The following is a 15,523-nucleotide window of genomic DNA, read 5'->3' on the forward strand; positions in this document are numbered from 1 at the left end:
CCTGTGTGCGGCCGCCCCGGACCGCCCGGACGACGCAGACGACGCAGACGACACGTGGACCCGAGGAGAACGAGCTGTGAGCACTGAGAACGAGGGCGACGCGGTCCCGTCCGCACCCTCCGCCCCGTCCACGCCTCCCGTGCCGCCCTCGTCCTCCGCGCCGGCGGAGGGCGCCCACGGCGGTACGGGCCCGGCGGCGCCGGAACCGCCGCGTACGCCGCCCCCGCACGCCACGGCGCACACCCCCGAGGCCATGCCGCACCACACGCCCCCGCACGCCCCGGCGCACGCCCCCGAGGTAATGCCGCACCACACGCCCCCGGTCCCGCCCGGCACCGGCTGGCCGCCGCCGCCCCCGCCGCCCCCGGCGGGCTGGGGCGCGTCGTACCCGCCGGCCCCCGAGCCGCCGCGCAAACGTTCCGGCGGGCTGATCGCCACCGCCCTGGTGGCCGCCCTGGTCGCGGGCGGCGTCGGCGGGGGCGTCGGCTACTGGGCGGCCGAGCGCAATGACTCCTCGTCCAGCTCGACCACCGTCGCGGCGGGCGAGTCCCCGGCCGGCTTCAAGCGGGAGCCGGGCACGGTCGCCGCGGTGGCGAACAAGGCCCTGCCCAGCGTCGTCACCATCGAGGCCAAGTCGGGCGGCTCCGGCGGTGGCGCCGAGGGCGAGGGCGGCACGGGCACCGGCTTCGTGTACGACAAGGAGGGCCACATCCTCACCAACAACCACGTGGTGGCCTCCGCGGCCGAGGGCGGCACCCTCTCGGCGACCTTCTCCAACGGCAAGAAGTACGACGCCGAGGTCGTCGGCCGGGCGCAGGGCTACGACGTCGCCGTACTGAAGCTGAAGAACGCCCCGTCGGGCCTCGCCCCGCTGGCCCTGGGGAACTCCGACAAGGTGGCCGTCGGCGACTCGACCATCGCGATCGGGGCGCCCTTCGGGCTGTCCAACACGGTCACCACCGGCATCGTCAGCGCCAAGAACCGGCCGGTCGCGTCCGGGGACGGCACGGGCTCCGGCGGCAACTCGTACATGAGCGCGCTCCAGACGGACGCGTCGATCAACCCGGGCAACTCCGGCGGCCCGCTGCTGGACGCGCGCGGCGCGGTGATCGGCATCAACTCCGCGATCCAGTCGGCCGGCAGCGGCGGGCTCGGCCCCTCGCAGGCGGGCTCCATCGGCCTCGGCTTCGCCATCCCGGTCAACCAGGCCAAGAGCGTCGCCGACCAGCTGATCAAGACGGGCCAGCCGGTGTACCCGGTGATCGGCGCGACGGTGAACATGGCGGAGGAGAGCGGCGGCGCCCGGATCGCCGCCCAGGGCGAGGACGGCACGCCGGCGGTGGTCCCGGGCGGCCCGGCCGCGAAGGCGGGCCTGAAGGCCGGCGACGTGATCACCAAGTTCGGCGACCGGACCATCGACAGCGGCCCGACGCTCATCAGCGAGATCTGGACCCACCGGCCGGGCGACAAGGTGACGCTCACCTTCGAGCGGGACGGCCGGTCGTCGACGGTCGACGTGACGCTGGGCGAGCGCAAGGGCGACAGCGACTGACCGCCCGCCGTCACCCGTACCCGGCTCCCGGCGTGCCCGGAGCCGGGTACGGCCGCACAGTGGGTCCATGACCGCGACCCCGCCGCCCGTGACCGTGTCCCCGCCCACCCCGACGGGCGGCCGCACCATCAGCGCCGACGACACCACCCTGGGCATCGCGCACAGCGTGGCCGACCTGGTCGACCTGCTCGGCCGCACGGGCCTGGACCTGGGCCCCGACGACGTGGCCACCACGCCCCTGATCCACTGGCAGGGTGGCGGCCCGGCGGTCTGGGCGGAATCACCCCCCTGAGCCCCCCACCCGACCCGGTAGGCTGTAGCCGCCCCACAGCACCACCCCCGGGGCACGGGTGGGTTGCCCGAGCGGCCTAAGGGAACGGTCTTGAAAACCGTCGTGGCGCGAGTCACCGTGGGTTCAAATCCCACACCCACCGCGCAGCAAGTCACAGGGCGGGCCCCGGATCCCGGGGCCCGCCCTCTGTGCTCACCGTGTCTCACCCTGGGTTCGCCTCCAGCGCCTCACCGCGTGCTGCGAGACTCACAACTGGCAGACGCGCCGGAACGCCTCCCGCGCCCCGCGGCGCTGCGGGGCGGGACGAGATGCCGGGGGTCTTCTCGTGCCCGGAGGCCAAGCAGTGGGCCTACGCCGGGACCACCGTCCACCCTCTTGGCCGTCGGGGGCGATGAGCAGATCCGGCACGCCAAGGGATACACGGCCCGGCATCTTCATCAGGCTCCGCAGTCTGGCTGGCCGCGCTCCTTGGCAGGTAGCCGTACCGTGGCGCACAGTCGGCAGTCGATCTCCGCGCGCACATTTACGAGGTGACCGTCCGGCCCGCTCTCGTCAGCAATCCTACGGAGCCCCGATGACCGCCCAGCCCGCGCACGATCACTTGGTCACCGATCGCAGCCTCCTTTCGACCAAGGCGTACGGCACGGGTCAGCACTTGGCCGCCCGTCAGTCCCTCTACCAATGGCAGACCCCCAGCCACGACCTGCCGGGCATCGTTGTGGACGAACTGGCCGGCGTGCGCGGTGCGGTCGCGGACGTGGGGTGCGGAAACGGGAAGTTCGTCGCCCGGGTGCGGGAGGAGCGTCCCGACCTGGTGGTGCTTCCCATGGACGTCTCTCGCGGCATCCTCGGTGCTATTCCGGGAGCGGCCGTCGCGGACGTCCAGCAACTGCCCGTTGCGGATGGAGCCCTCGGTGCGGTCCTTGCGCTGCACATGCTCTACCACGTCGAGGACCAGGCCCAGGCCGTGCGAGAGCTGGGCCGTGTACTCGCGCCCGGCGGAATCGCGATCGTCTCCACCAACAGCAGGACCGACAAGCGGGAACTGGAGCACCTCTGGCGCCGGGCCGCGGGCGATGTGCTGGGCATCCAGGAGGGCCCGGCCCGAGTGCAGCTCTCTGCTCGCTTCACCCTGGAGGACGCGCCCGCGATCCTCGGTACGGTCTTCGGCGACATCCGTACGATCCCCCTTCCCGGAGTGATCGAGGTGACCGACGCTGAACCGGTCGTCGCGCACCTGGCCTCGTACGAAGCCTGGGCGGACAAGATGGGCGTTCCGTTCCGGGAGACGATCGAGCGCGCGCGGGAGCGGGTCAACGAGACCATTCAGGCAGAGGGCGCGTTTCGCGTGACGTGCCTGGGCGGCATGCTCGTCTGCCAAGGGCCACGGCGGTAGATCCCGTCGGATCGCTCGGGTGCCACACACACGCCAAGCCCTGCCGTGGTCGACTTGGAGCCGGCCCCGGTCCGCACCGGGCCGGTGGAGGAGCGCGGTCCCGTGTTCCTGGCGGCTCGGGGACCGCCCTTGGCGTAGTGGGGAGCGGGTATTCGCTGACTCATGATGGGTCGTCGGCGAGCGCGTGGTGAGACTCTTGCTGCGCTGTGGCACCGCTCCCGGTGCGTGCGGTGGCTTGCAGTGCTGGCATACACGGGTGCCGTGTTCGGGCTCTCTGCGGTGGTGTGGCATGGGGCGATGGGCAACTCGTGGGACGACTCGCTCTCTTTCGCGCTGTCCGTGACCGTGAGCGCGGTGGTCGGCCGGTGGCTGGCTCCTGTCCTCCTGCGGAGAACCGGGCGCGGCGACGGCTGAGGATCCGGCCGTGGACGTGTGGCGCTCGGAGACTGCCCCCCGGATGTTCACCGTGGGCCCACTCGTCTGGCCGGTCGCGTTGAAGACCTGGACGGCCACAAGCTGACTACCAGGGCATTTGAGCCATCTTGAGCTGGTCCCCAAGCGGGCCAGGGCCGGACTGGTGAGTATGGGGAGCGGAGGGATCAGGTTGGCGTACTCGGCCGAATATGAACCCTTGTGCGGGTACTTGGGCGATCCATGGTGATCTTTGTGTGATCCTCATGGTCCGTCCACGCGCGGCTGACCTCCGCGCTTGGAAAGAGACAGCGCGGCACCACCGCGCACATCTTTGGGGGAAGTTTGTCCATTTCCACGTCACGCACGTTCACCACCACGTGCGCGTTGCTGCTGGCCGGCGCCACCCTGGCGACCATAGCCCCGACAGCGTCCGCTATGGAGCGGCCGGCGGAGCGGCCCGCGCAGGTCGTCGCCACCGACAGTCAGGGCGGGGCTTTCCTCGACCTGGCGTCTCAGGGCTACACCTACGAGGAAGCGGTCGAGGCTTTCAAGAACTCGACTGTCGTCACGGTCGTACGCGGTGACATCCCGGACGAGAGCCAGGGCGAGGGGCCGAAGAAGGTCGCACGAGGTGTTTCCCTCGGCTGGTACGTCTACGTGAAGCTGAGCAAGTCTCAGGCCACCGCCATCAACTACGGCAGCGCCGCCACCGCGGCCGGCATCATCGGGGCCATCACCGGCGGTATCGGAGGCGCCGTCGCGGCTGGTGTCTACACTTACATTGCGACCCTCGGCGCCGAGGGCATCGCCAAGTGCAAGCACGGGGTGGAGATGAAGTTCACCTACACGGGCAAGGCGCGCGGCGCGAAGTGCTACTAAGAGGTCGGGTCCGATGAGCAGTCGTCAGTCGTCGACACGGGTCGGGGTTCTGGCCGCGATCTTCATCTTCTTCCTGGGGCTGCTCATCCACGATCAGATGACCTCGCCCAGCGGTGAACTCGGCCGGGCCTTGTTGATTTTCGCGCTCGTTGCCGTTCCCGGGGCCGCCTTGGCCGCATGGTGGGCAGGCGCCCTGCGCCGTAAGCGCTGATCGTTTCCTTCGCGGGCTGGTTCGAGCCGCCCGCACCCGTCGCGCGAGTCGAAGACCTCTGCCCGGCACCACCGGTCGGAGGTCTTCGGCATGCGCGGTGCCCGGGGGGCCGCCGGGGCTGGTCAGCGGGTCGCCTCGTCCATGAGGACGTAGAGCAGGCCGACGAGGGAGCCGCTGCTGACGATCTCGCGGCGGTCGATCATGCCTCGGACGTCGGCCAGCGGGATCCACTCGACCCGGTCCGACTCGTTCTTCTCGGTCGGCGGGCCTTCGTACGTCGCCCCGTCGGCCCGGAAGACGTGGTGCTGGGAGTCGGTTATGCCGTTGGCCGGCTCGGCGTAGAGGAGTGGTGTGACCGGGCCGGGCCGCCAGCCGGTCTCCTCCAGGACCTCGCGCGCGGCTGCTTCGGCGGGGGTCTCGCCCATCTCGACCAGGCCCATGGGCAGTTCCCATGCCCAGGCGTCCGTGATGAAGCGATGGCGCCACATCATCAGGACCTCGCGCCGCTCGTTGACCACGGCGGCCACGGCCAGGTGACGGAGCTTGACGACATGGTGCTCCCAGCGGTTTCCGTCCGGGGTCTCGATGTCGGTGAGCCACACGTTCACCCAGGGGTTCTCGTAGACCGGTCGTTCCCCGTGGATCTTCCACTGCATCGCTGCGGCTCCTCTCGACGCCTGCGGCGCCGTCACTCGGGGGCGGGGGTGCCGACGATGGCTCTCAGCGCGGTCAGGTGGGCGTGGTAGGCCGTGCGGCCCGGGCGGGTGAGGCGGAGCCAGACGCGTTGGCGAGTGTCGCGGACCGCCTTGCGCTGTTCCACGTAGCCCGCGTCCATGAGGACCGTGACGTGCTTGCTGAGCACCGAGGCGGAGACGTTCAACTGCGTCTGCACCGTACTGAACTCGGCCTCGTCCGCCGTGTCCAGGAGCGCGCAGATGCGCAGGCGGTTGGGGGCGTGGATGGTCGTGTCGAAGCCGGCCATGGGGTCCGGGCCGGTGGCGCTCACGAGGCCCTCCGGTGCAGGCGTACGAAGGTGAGGTGGAAGCCGACCGAGACGGCGGCGCCGATCGCGGAGGCGGCGAACAGCCAGAGGGGCTCGCCGGTGGAGCGGAAGACCAGGGCGGAGCCCAGCAGGATCGCGGGCAGGCCCGTGGCGAGGGGCAGGGTGACCCGCTTGGGCAGGACGTCGAAGCGGAGCGCCACGCCGGTCTTCCTGCGCCAGTTGGCGGCGGCCACTGCGAACAGGGCCAGGTACGAGCCCGTCGTCGCCACCAGGGCGATGCTCCACGCCGCGCGGGGCATCAGCCAGGCGGGTTCGGCCAGGGTGCCTCCGTACAGCGGCGGTATCGCGGCGATGTAGACGGTGAGCGCGACCGCGAACCAGCGCGGCCAGGGGGTGGCGGACAGGGCGGTGGTGGAGGTCCTGACCTCCTCGGTGGCCGCCAGGGCGGCGAGTGCCTGCTCGGCGGTCGGACGGATGGTTTCCCCGTTGGTTTCCATGACGGAAACAGTAGTGGGTGAGTTTCCGTTGTGGCAAGTGAAGATTTTCCGGAGCGGAAAGCCGGAAATCCCTTTGCCGGTGACCCCGCCGGCGCGCCAGCATCGCGCCATGACCTCTCGCACCCGCTCCCTGTCGCCCTCCGCCGTGCGCCGGTCGTCGTACGGGCGACAGCGCCGCGGGCCGAGGTGGGAGCCGGCCGCCGCCGTCCCGTGATCGGGGCGCTGGTCGCCGGGGCGCTCGCCGGGTACGGGATCGCCGTACCGGTGGGGGCCGTCGGGGCCTACCTCGTCGCGCTCACCGCCCGCACCTCCCTGCGCGTCGGCGCCGCGGCCGCACTGGGCGTCGCGACCGCCGACGGGCTGTACGCGCTGGTCGCCGCCCTCGGCGGGGGCGTGCTCGTGCCCCTGGTGCAGCCCTTCGCGACGCCCCTGCGGTGGGCGTCGGCCGCCCTGCTGGTGGCCCTCGCCGTGCACGGCGCCGTCTCGGCGGTCGCCCGCCACCGGGGGCGCCGGGCCGCGCGGCGGGACGACGGCACACCGGTCGGGCCGCTGCGCGCGTACCTCACCCTTCTCGGGATCACCCTGCTGAACCCGATGACCGTCGTCTACTTCACCGCCCTCGTCATCGGCGGCCGCAGCGCCGGGGCGGCGCCGGGCGCGGTCGAGCAGGCCCTGTTCGTGCTCGCCGCCTTCCTCGCGTCCGCCAGCTGGCAGTTGCTGCTCGCCGGGGGCGGCGCGCTGCTGGGCCGGGCGCTGACCGGCAGCCGGGGGCGGCTCGTCACCGCCCTCGCCTCCAGCACGCTGATCACCGTGCTCGCCGGTCACCTGCTGCTGTCGTGAGCACCCGGGGCTGTGGTGTGCGGGGCCGTGGTGCCTGGGGCTGTGCTGGACGGGGCCGTGGCGCCTGGGGCCGTGGTGTGCGGGGCCATGGCGTCCGGGGCCGTGGTGTGCGGAGCTGTGGTGTACGGGGCCGCCGCCGTGAACCGGGCCGCCGATGCCACGGTGGCCCGCGCCTCGCGGGCGGTGAGCCCGGTGCGTACGGCGGCGCCGGCGAGCGCGTCCGCGAGGGCGTCGCCGATCCCGTTCTCGTACGCCCGGCAGGCCGCCCAGAACAACCGGCTGTTGCGCTCGCCCGGCGCGGCGGCGGAGACGAACCCGACCAGGCCGCGCCCCTGCGGTGAGCCGGAACGGTCCGGGCGGGGGCGGCGGGGCAACGGCGGCCTGAGCAGCCGCAGCAGCGCCGGCGGGCAGGGCGCCGGCGGGAGGACCGCGCTCCCGGGGACCAGCCGGTACGCGCCGCGCGCCGTGACCGAGCCGGGCCCCGCCAGGTACCCGCCCGCGCCGCGCACGTCGACCCCGGGGGCCAGCCGCCCGGCCGAGTTCGGCACGGCGGCGCCGGGCGGGCCGCTCAGCCACAGGTGCCGTCCGCCGCGGGGCGTGAGGACGGTGACCGTGCGCGGGATCGTGAAGCCGTGCGCCCGCGCCAGGCGCCGCAGGACGGCCGGGTCGGTGTCGAGGTCGATGCCGATCAGGTGGTGCGGCGGGCGTCCGCACGCGATGCCGTAGCCGGTCGCCCGGGGCGCGAGGGCGAACAGCGCCCGGACGGCGGCCGGGTCGGTGGTGGCGTCGTGGACGCCGTGCCCGGGCCGGCCACACTCCCCGCGGCAGGGCACCGGCCCGGGGGCCTCCCGGTGCGGGGACGGCAGCGCGGGGAGCTTGGTCGGCGACAGCGGGAAGACGGGCAGCCCGCGCTCGGCGGCGGCCAGCGCGTGGGCCAGGGCGAGGGTGGTGGTACGCCGTGATGCAGCGGCCATGGACCCATGGTCGTACAGAAGTTCGACCGAGGAAAGGGGGCCGAATTGGCCGGAAAAGCGCCTGAACGATTCTTCGCCCGTACGCGCCCCGGTTCCGGCCCCCGTACCGCCCCCGGCGCCCCCTCCTCGCGTCCACCGGTGGCGCGATCAAGCCCTGAGCTGGGCATTTCCGGTCGCTGAGGTGGTTTATCGACATGTCCTCACGCTTGCGAGGGAAAGTGGCGGTCCGGGCTGGTTCGCCGGGGATCCGGTGGGCAACTCTGGAACCACGACGTCGAGAACTCGCCGAGGCGGTCGGCCAACTGCCCCGGAACAAGCCGAAGTTACGCACGTGGCTCCTGGAGGACATTCATGGCAAGCATCCGTACCGCTCGCGTCATCGCCGCCGTCGCCGCCCTGCCCCTCGCCGCCGGTCTCTTCGCGGGAGTGGCCCACGCCGACACCGGGGGTCTCGCGAACGACGGATCCAACGCGTCCGCGGCGTCGGTCAGCGGCAGCGGTGTCGGCGGCAGCAACGCGGGCAACTCCCACACGGGCCAGCAGGTCGCCAACGGCGGCGGGTCGAACCAGAGCAACACCACGAATGTGAACGGTCCCGGCTTCACGGTCGTCGGCCAGAGCACCCCGGCGGTGGACTTCAGCTACTTCTGGTAGGCCGGCACTTCCGGAACCCCGGTACTCCCGGTACTCCCGGTACTCCCGGTGTTTCCGGAACCCCGGCGGCCGGCGGACGGCGGAGCGGACCGGCCCGCGGGGGCCGAAGGGGGTCGTGGGGCCCCCCCCCGCACCGTGAGGAAGAGGTGGGCGGCGGCCCGCGCGGCGGTACTCCGGTACCGGCGCGCGGGCCGCCCGCCGTTGCGCGGGCCCCATGGGCGGGGGCCGGGGCCGTCCGCCGTTGCGCGGGCCCCGGTACCCGTACCCCCCGTACCCGCTCCCGCCACCACCGGCGGACCCTGATCCGCCCGCTCCGGCGCCTCCACCCACAGGAGGTGTGGCCGGGCGCGGCCCTACAACCTCAGGGGGACCCCGGTTCGGCACCTGTGGGCGATCCCCCGCGCGGCGCCCGCTCATAGCGTGGACCTATGACCGCGACTACTGGGACGAGAACAGCGCCCGTCTGCACCGGCGCCTCCACGGCCGCCGCCGGGCACGCCTCCTATCCGTCGTTCTCGTCGTACGTACGGGCACGGGGGCCCGTGCTCCTGCGCACCGCCCGGTCGCTGACCGCCAACCCCTGCGACGCCGAGGACCTGCTCCAGACCGCGCTGACCAAGACGTATGTCGCCTGGGCGCGCATCGAGGACCACCGCGCGCTGGACGGCTACGTACGCCGGGCCCTGCTCAACACCCGCACCTCGCAGTGGCGCAAGCGCAAGGTGGACGAGTTCGCCTGCGACGACCTGCCCGAGCCCGCCGGGCTGCCCGAGCCCGACCCGGCCGAGCAGCAGGTGCTGCGCGACGCGATGTGGCGGGCGGTCATGCGGCTGCCCGACCGCCAGCGTGCGATGGTGGTGCTCCGGTACTACGAGGACCTCAGCGAGGCCCAGACGGCCGAGGTGCTCGGGGTCTCCGTCGGCACGGTCAAGAGCGCCGTGTCCCGGGCGCTCGGCAAGCTGCGCGACGATCCCGAGCTGTGCCCGGTGCGCTGAAGCGGAGCTGCGAAATCCGCAGAACGGGGGCCTTCCCGGGGCGTTCCGCGGGCGCCCGGGTAGTGACATACCGCGTGGTATGTGCGCAGAATCTTCCCACCTCGTCGCGACGTGGCGACGGCGCCCCCAGGAGGATGCAGTGCACAGCACGATGCAGGACGTACCGCTTCTGATCAGCCGGATCCTGGAGCACGGACGCAGGATCCACGGACAGTCGACGGTGACCACGTGGACCGGCGAGGCGGAGCCGCACCGGCGGAGCTACGCCGAGATCGGCGCCCGCGCCGCGCAACTCGCCCACGCCCTGCGCGACCTCGGAGTCGACGAGGGACAGGCGACGGCGACCTTGATGTGGAACAACGCCGAGCACGTCGAGGCGTACCTCGCGATCCCCTCCATGGGCGCCGTGCTGCACACCCTCAACCTCCGGCTCCCCGCCGAGCAGCTCGTGTGGATCGTCAACCACGCCGCCGACCGGGTCGTCCTCGTCAACGGCAGCCTCCTGCCGCTCCTCGCCCCGCTGCTCCCGCACCTGCCGACCGTCGAGCACGTCGTGGTGTCCGGCCCCGGCGACCGCTCGCTCCTCGACGGCGCCGCGCCCACCGTCCACGAGTACGAGGACCTCATCGCCGGCCGCCCCACCGACTACGCCTGGCCGGAGCTGGACGAGCGCGCCGCCGCCGCCATGTGCTACACCTCCGGCACCACCGGCGACCCCAAGGGCGTCGTCTACTCCCACCGCTCCATCTACCTGCACTCCATGCAGGTCAACATGGCCCAGTCCATGGGGCTGACGGACAAGGACACGACCCTGGTCGTCGTGCCCCAGTTCCACGTCAACGCCTGGGGCCTGCCCCACGCGACCTTCATGACCGGCGTCAACATGCTCATGCCGGACCGCTTCCTCCAGCCCGGCCCGCTCGCCGAGATGATCGAGCGCGAGCGGCCCACGCACGCCGCGGCCGTCCCCACCATCTGGCAGGGCCTGCTCGCCGAGGTGACCGCCAACCCCCGGGACATCTCCTGCATGTCGACCGTCACCATCGGCGGCGCCGCCTGCCCGCCGTCGCTGATGGAGGCGTACGACAAGCTCGGCGTCCGCCTCTGCCACGCGTGGGGCATGACCGAGACGTCCCCGCTCGGCACCATGGCCAACCCGCCCGCCGGCCTGACCGCCGAGGAGGAGTGGCCCTACCGCATCACCCAGGGCCGCTTCCCCGCCGGAGTGGAGGCCCGCCTCGCCGGGCCCGGCGGCGACATCCTGCCCTGGGACGGCGAGTCGGCGGGCGAGCTGGAGGTGCGCGGCCCGTGGATCGCCGGCGCCTACTACGGCGGCGCGGCCGGCGAACCGCTGCGGCCCGAGGACAAGTTCACCGCCGACGGCTGGCTGAAGACCGGCGACGTCGGAGTGATCAGCCCGGAGGGCTACCTCACCCTCACCGACCGCGCCAAGGACGTCATCAAGTCGGGCGGCGAGTGGATCTCCTCGGTGGAGCTGGAGAACGCGCTGATGGCCCACCCCGACGTCGCCGAGGCGGCGGTCGTCGCCGTCCCCGACGACAAGTGGGGCGAACGCCCGCTGGCGACGGTGGTCCTCAAGGAGGGCGCCACCGCCGGGTACGAGGAGCTGCGCGCCTTCCTCGCCGGGTCCATCGCCAAGTGGCAGCTGCCCGAGCGCTGGGCGATCGTCCCGGCGGTGCCGAAGACGAGCGTGGGGAAGTTCGACAAGAAGGTCATCCGCAAGCAGTACGCGACCGGCGAGCTGGACGTCACACAGCTCTGATCATGTTGAAGGGGCGCCCCGGGCCTCGGGGCGCCCCTTCAACATGCCATGCGCCGTACGTCAGTTGGTGCCGATCTTCGCCAGCAGGTCCACGATCCGCGACTGCACCTCGGCGCTGGTCGACCGCTCCGCCAGGAACAGCACCGTCTCGCCCGACGACAGCTTCGGCAGCTCCGCCCGCTGGAGGCTCGCCGAGGTGTAGACGACCAGCGGCGTACGGTTCAGCTGCCCGTTGGCCCGCAGCCAGTCGATGATCCCGGCGCGCCGGCGGCGTACCTGCATCAGGTCCATCACCACCAGGTTCGGCCGCGTCTGCGCCGCCAGGGTGACCGCCTCGCCGTCCGTGGCCGCCCGCGCGACCTGCATCCCGCGCCGCTCCAGCGTCGCCGCCAGCGCCAGGGCGATCTCCTCCTGCTCCTCGATCAGCAGGACCCGCGACGGGTGCTGCTCACTGTCCCGGGGAGCCAGCGCCTTCAGCAGTACGGCGGGATCGGCGCCGTACGCCGCCTCCCGGGTCGCCTGGCCCAGGCCCGCCGCCAGCAGCACCGGCACCTCGGCCGCCACCGCCGCCTGCCGCAGCGACTGGAGCGCCGTGCGGGTGATCGGCCCGGTCAGCGGGTCGACGAACAGCGCCGCCGGGAACGCGGCGATCTGCGCGTCCACCTCCTCCCGGGAGTGGACGATGACGGGCCGGTAGCCGCGCTCGCTGAGCGCCTCCTGGGTGGAGACGTCCGGCGCGGGCCACACCAGCAGCCGGCGCGGGTTGTCCAGCGGCTCGGGGGGCAGCTCGTCGTCGACGGGCAGCGGCGGCGGCTCGTTGGCCACCTCGACCGCGCCGCCCGGACCGTCCAGCGGCTCGGGGCCCTCGGCCGCGCCCTCGTCCGGTGCTCCTATCTCGTACGCCCGTCCCTCCGCCGGGGCGCCCAGCCGGGGCGGCGTGGGCGTGGCCGGTGCCGGGGTCTGGGGGTGCGGGCGCGCGGCGGTGTCGGGCCCGGCGGCCGGGACGGCACCCGGGGTGACACCCGGGCGGTCGTCCTCCGCCGGGGGCGTGGCCAGCTTGCGCCGCCGCCCGGAGCCCGAGGACTGCTGCTGGGCGATCTGCTGGGCGAAGGGCACGCCCTGGCCCAGGGTGCGGACGCTGAAGGCCCGGCCCCGGCCGTTGGAGGCGCCCGGGTCGGTGGGCGCGGGCATCTCCGGCGGCAGCGGTACGGATCCGGTGCCGGTGTCCGTCCCGGTCCCGGTGCTTGCGCCGGTTCCGGCGGTGGTCTCCTGCACGGCCCGCCGGCGTCCGGTGGGCGCGGGCGCCTCGACCGGGTGCGGCTGCGGCGGTGCGTGCCCGGCGTCCGGCGCGGTCGGTACGGGTGCGTGGTGGCCGTCCCCGGCGGGGCCGCCCGGGTACGGCGGCTCGGGGCGCCGGTCCGCCTCGGCGGGCGGCAGCGCGAACGCGGTACGGGCCCCGCCCTCGGGCGGCGCCGCCTGGGCGGTCCGGTCCTGGGCGGCACCGAGCGCCCGGCGGGCACGGCGGCCCCCGGCCGGTTCGCCGCCCGGAGCACGGTCCTCGGCGGTGGGAGCCCCGGGCGCGGCCACAGCGGCGGGTACGGGTACGGGTGCGTCGGGCGTGGCGCCCGGTGCCGGAGCGTCACCCCGGGCCCCGGTGACCCCAGTGACCCCGGCGCCCGCCGGAAGCGCGCCACCCGGTGCGGCCGACCCGCCACCCGGTGCGGCCGACCCGCCACCCGGTGCGGCCGACCCGGCGCCCGAGGCGCTCGTACCGGCTCCCGGGGACGAGGCGCCCGGGGACGACGCGCCCGGCGACGGCGCGCTCGCGCCCGCGGGGAGCGCGGGCATCGCGCCCTCGCCGCCCCGCCGCGCCCGCCGCCCGCCCGGCGGGACCGGCATCGCGTCGGCGGGCACGCCCTGCGGCGGCACCGTCTCGCCCAGCGCGGCACGCCCCTGTGCGCTCTCCGCGGCCGTCACGACCGCGCCCTCGGCCGGCGCCCCGGCCGGTACCGCTCCCGGGGGCAGCGCCCCGGGCACCACCGCGCCGGCCTCCGCCGGGCTCGGCCGCCCGCGCCGCCGGCCCGTGGGGCGGGCCGCCACCGGGTCCTCGGCCCGCACGGGGCTGTCGCCGGGCGCCAGGAACGCGTCCGTCGAAGCGCGCCGCGCACGCCGGCGCCCGCCGCCACCGGACGGCACCCCGCCGGCAGTGTCACCGGCGGTGTCACCCGTCTGCTGCGCGGGCACCATCGGGGCCGCGGCCACCGCCGGGGGACCCGCGGGTGCGTCACCGGTCTCGTCCGCGGCCATCCGGGCGGGCTCCGGCTCCGGCTTCACCGTCCCTGCGCCGCCGCCCAGCGGCACCTCCAGCACATAGGCGCTGCCCGGCATGCCCGGCAGCTCGTGCGTCTGAAGCACCCCGGAGTGCGCCCGGACGATCCCGCGCACGATCGGCTCGTGGACCGGGTCGCCGCCGGCGTACGGGCCGCGCACCTCGATCCGTACGACATCACCGCGCTGCGCCGCCGCGACCACGATCGTCGAGTCGGCGTATCCGCCGCCGGGCACCGGCCGGGCCTTGCCGGTCGAGTCCACGCCCGCGACGTCCGCGATCAGATGGGCGAGCGCGGTGGAGATCCGCACCCCGTCCACCTCGGCCTCTATCGGCGGGGCGTGCACCGCGAACTGCACCCGCCCCGGGCCGATCAGCTCCACCGCGCCCTCGACACCGGCGGCCACCACCGCGTCGAGCAGCACCTTGGTCTTGCTCAGCGACTCCTCGCCGACGTCGAGGCGCTGGTAGCCCAGGACGTTGTCGACGAGCGTCGTCATCCGGGCGTACCCGGCGGCCAGGTGGTGCAGCACCTGGTTGGCCTCGGGCCACAGCTGGCCGGCCGGGTCGGCGGCCAGGGTGCCCAGCTCGCAGCGCAGCTCCTCCAGCGGGCCGCGCAGCGACTCGCCCAGGACGGCGCTGAGCTGGGCGTGCCGCGCGGCGAGCGCCGCGTACCGCTCCTCGCGCCGCTCGACCTCCACGGAGAGCCGCTCGCTGAGGTCGGCCATCCCGGTGGCGTGCCGCTCGGTCAGTTCGGCGACCTGCGCCGTGTGCCGCTCGGTCAGTTCGGCGACCTCGGCGGCGTGCCGGGTCTCCTGCTCCTCGTAGGGGCGCCGGTCGGTGAAGGTCATCACCGCGCCGACGAGCTGGTCCCCGTCCCGTACCGGCGCGGTCGTCAGGTCGACCGGCACCGGCGAACCGTCCTTGGCCCACACCACCTGCCCGCGCACCCGGTGCTTGCGCCCGGACCGCAGGGTGTCGGCCAGCGGCGACTCCGCGAACGGGAAGGGCTCCCCGTCCGCCTTGGAGTGCAGCATCAGCGGGTGCAGTTCCTTGCCGCCCAGGTCGCTGGCGCGCCACCCCAGTATCTGGGCGGCGGCCGGGTTGACCAGCACGATCCGCCCGTCGGTGTCGGTGCCGACGACGCCCTCGGAGGCGGCGCGCAGGATCATCTCGGTCTGCCGCTGGGAGCGGGCCAGCTCGGCCTCGGTGTCGATGGTCCCGGAGAGGTCGCGCACCACGAGCATCAGCAGCTCGTCGCCGGTGTAGGCGCTGCCGTACGAGTCGTACGCCTCGCGCCCGTCCTCCAGGCTCGCGCTGGTCACCTCGACCGGGAACTCGCTGCCGTCCGTGCGGCGGGCGATCATCCGGGCCGGCTTGGTGCGCCCGCGCGCGTCGGCGGCCTCGGGGCGGCGCATCGAGCCGGGGATCAGCCGGGAGTCGAACGCGGGCAGCAGGTCGAGCAGCCCGCGCCCCACCAGCGCCGTCCCGGGCGCCTCGAACATCTCCAGCGCGATGGTGTTGGCGTTGACGACCGTGCCGTTGCAATTGACGAGTACGAGCCCGTCCGGCAGCGCGTCGAGTATGGCTGCGAGGCGAGCAGCGCCTCGGGATGGCCTGCTGCTCACGACGACGCTTCCTCCCACTCGGCCTGTCACTGGAGGGAGTCTAAAGGCAGGTGGTGTGGGCCCGGCGGCGGTTGTG

At 73.9% G+C, this 15,523-nt stretch carries 13 protein-coding genes, 1 tRNA gene and 1 pseudogene; 10 read left to right on the forward strand and 5 right to left on the reverse strand.

The window, feature by feature from the left end:
* The first annotated feature begins 76 nt into the window (after positions 1–76).
* The 6 genes from ACF08D_RS22755 (at position 77) to ACF08D_RS22780 (ending at position 4,744) form a co-directional block, all read left to right on the forward strand.
* On the forward strand, positions 77–1,552 hold the full coding sequence (locus ACF08D_RS22755) for a S1C family serine protease (RefSeq protein ID WP_392224589.1): 1,476 nt from the start codon (positions 77–79) through the stop codon (positions 1,550–1,552).
* A 67-nt stretch (positions 1,553–1,619) separates the two neighbouring features.
* Positions 1,620–1,844: a hypothetical protein gene (locus tag ACF08D_RS22760; protein ID WP_392224591.1), complete on the forward strand. Its 225-nt coding sequence runs from the start codon at positions 1,620–1,622 to the stop codon at positions 1,842–1,844.
* A 57-nt stretch (positions 1,845–1,901) separates the two neighbouring features.
* Positions 1,902–1,986 (forward strand) — tRNA-Ser (locus ACF08D_RS22765).
* Between the two features lie 432 nt (positions 1,987–2,418).
* Complete coding sequence (locus ACF08D_RS22770) at positions 2,419–3,240, forward strand: class I SAM-dependent methyltransferase (protein WP_392224593.1); 822 nt, start codon at positions 2,419–2,421, stop codon at positions 3,238–3,240.
* Between the two features lie 756 nt (positions 3,241–3,996).
* Positions 3,997–4,533, forward strand: a complete 537-nt coding sequence (locus ACF08D_RS22775) for a hypothetical protein (protein WP_392224595.1) — start codon at positions 3,997–3,999, stop codon at positions 4,531–4,533.
* A 13-nt stretch (positions 4,534–4,546) separates the two neighbouring features.
* The gene (locus ACF08D_RS22780) at positions 4,547–4,744 is read left to right on the forward strand and encodes a hypothetical protein (RefSeq protein ID WP_392224597.1); all 198 of its coding nucleotides are present in this window, start codon (positions 4,547–4,549) and stop codon (positions 4,742–4,744) included.
* Positions 4,745–4,866: 122 nt separating this feature from the next.
* Here the strand turns inward: ACF08D_RS22780 and ACF08D_RS22785 are convergent, their stop codons facing one another.
* From ACF08D_RS22785 to ACF08D_RS22795, 3 genes are read right to left on the reverse strand one after another with little or no spacing between them, the layout of a single operon-like run.
* Positions 4,867–5,400, reverse strand: coding sequence for an NUDIX hydrolase (locus tag ACF08D_RS22785; protein ID WP_392224599.1), 534 nt, complete (start codon positions 5,398–5,400; stop codon positions 4,867–4,869).
* A 32-nt stretch (positions 5,401–5,432) separates the two neighbouring features.
* On the reverse strand, positions 5,433–5,750 hold the full coding sequence (locus ACF08D_RS22790; protein WP_392224601.1) for a transcriptional regulator: 318 nt from the start codon (positions 5,748–5,750) through the stop codon (positions 5,433–5,435).
* Positions 5,747–6,244, reverse strand: a complete 498-nt coding sequence (locus ACF08D_RS22795) for a hypothetical protein (protein WP_392224603.1) — start codon at positions 6,242–6,244, stop codon at positions 5,747–5,749. The genes ACF08D_RS22790 and ACF08D_RS22795 overlap by 4 nt, the downstream gene beginning before the upstream one ends.
* A 210-nt stretch (positions 6,245–6,454) precedes the next feature.
* Here ACF08D_RS22795 and ACF08D_RS22800 point away from each other — a divergent pair, with 210 nt between their 5' ends.
* Positions 6,455–7,084: a LysE family transporter gene (locus tag ACF08D_RS22800; protein ID WP_392224605.1), complete on the forward strand. Its 630-nt coding sequence runs from the start codon at positions 6,455–6,457 to the stop codon at positions 7,082–7,084.
* 134 nt (positions 7,085–7,218) lie between these two features.
* Here the strand turns inward: ACF08D_RS22800 and ACF08D_RS22805 are convergent.
* Positions 7,219–8,058: pseudogene (locus ACF08D_RS22805) on the reverse strand (bifunctional DNA primase/polymerase); the annotation flags it as partial.
* 351 nt (positions 8,059–8,409) lie between these two features.
* On the opposite strand from ACF08D_RS22805, the gene ACF08D_RS22810 reads away from it, so the two are divergent.
* The 3 genes from ACF08D_RS22810 to ACF08D_RS22820 all read left to right on the forward strand — a co-directional run bounded on the left by ACF08D_RS22810 (position 8,410) and on the right by ACF08D_RS22820 (position 11,490).
* Positions 8,410–8,712, forward strand: coding sequence for a hypothetical protein (locus tag ACF08D_RS22810; RefSeq protein WP_392224607.1), 303 nt, complete (start codon positions 8,410–8,412; stop codon positions 8,710–8,712).
* 428 nt (positions 8,713–9,140) lie between these two features.
* On the forward strand, positions 9,141–9,707 hold the full coding sequence (locus tag ACF08D_RS22815; RefSeq protein WP_392224609.1) for a SigE family RNA polymerase sigma factor: 567 nt from the start codon (positions 9,141–9,143) through the stop codon (positions 9,705–9,707).
* A gap of 139 nt (positions 9,708–9,846) precedes the next feature.
* Positions 9,847–11,490, forward strand: coding sequence for a long-chain fatty acid--CoA ligase (locus ACF08D_RS22820; RefSeq protein ID WP_392224611.1), 1,644 nt, complete (start codon positions 9,847–9,849; stop codon positions 11,488–11,490).
* Between the two features lie 60 nt (positions 11,491–11,550).
* Here ACF08D_RS22820 and ACF08D_RS22825 read toward each other — a convergent pair whose 3' ends face one another.
* Positions 11,551–15,447 carry a PAS domain-containing protein gene (locus ACF08D_RS22825; RefSeq protein ID WP_392224613.1) on the reverse strand — a complete coding sequence of 1,299 codons (3,897 nt, stop codon included), beginning with the start codon at positions 15,445–15,447 and terminating at the stop codon, positions 11,551–11,553.
* Positions 15,448–15,523: the final 76 nt, after the last annotated feature.

This window comes from Streptomyces sp. NPDC015131, assembly GCF_043079975.1.
Lineage (GTDB): Bacteria > Actinomycetota > Actinomycetes > Streptomycetales > Streptomycetaceae > Streptomyces.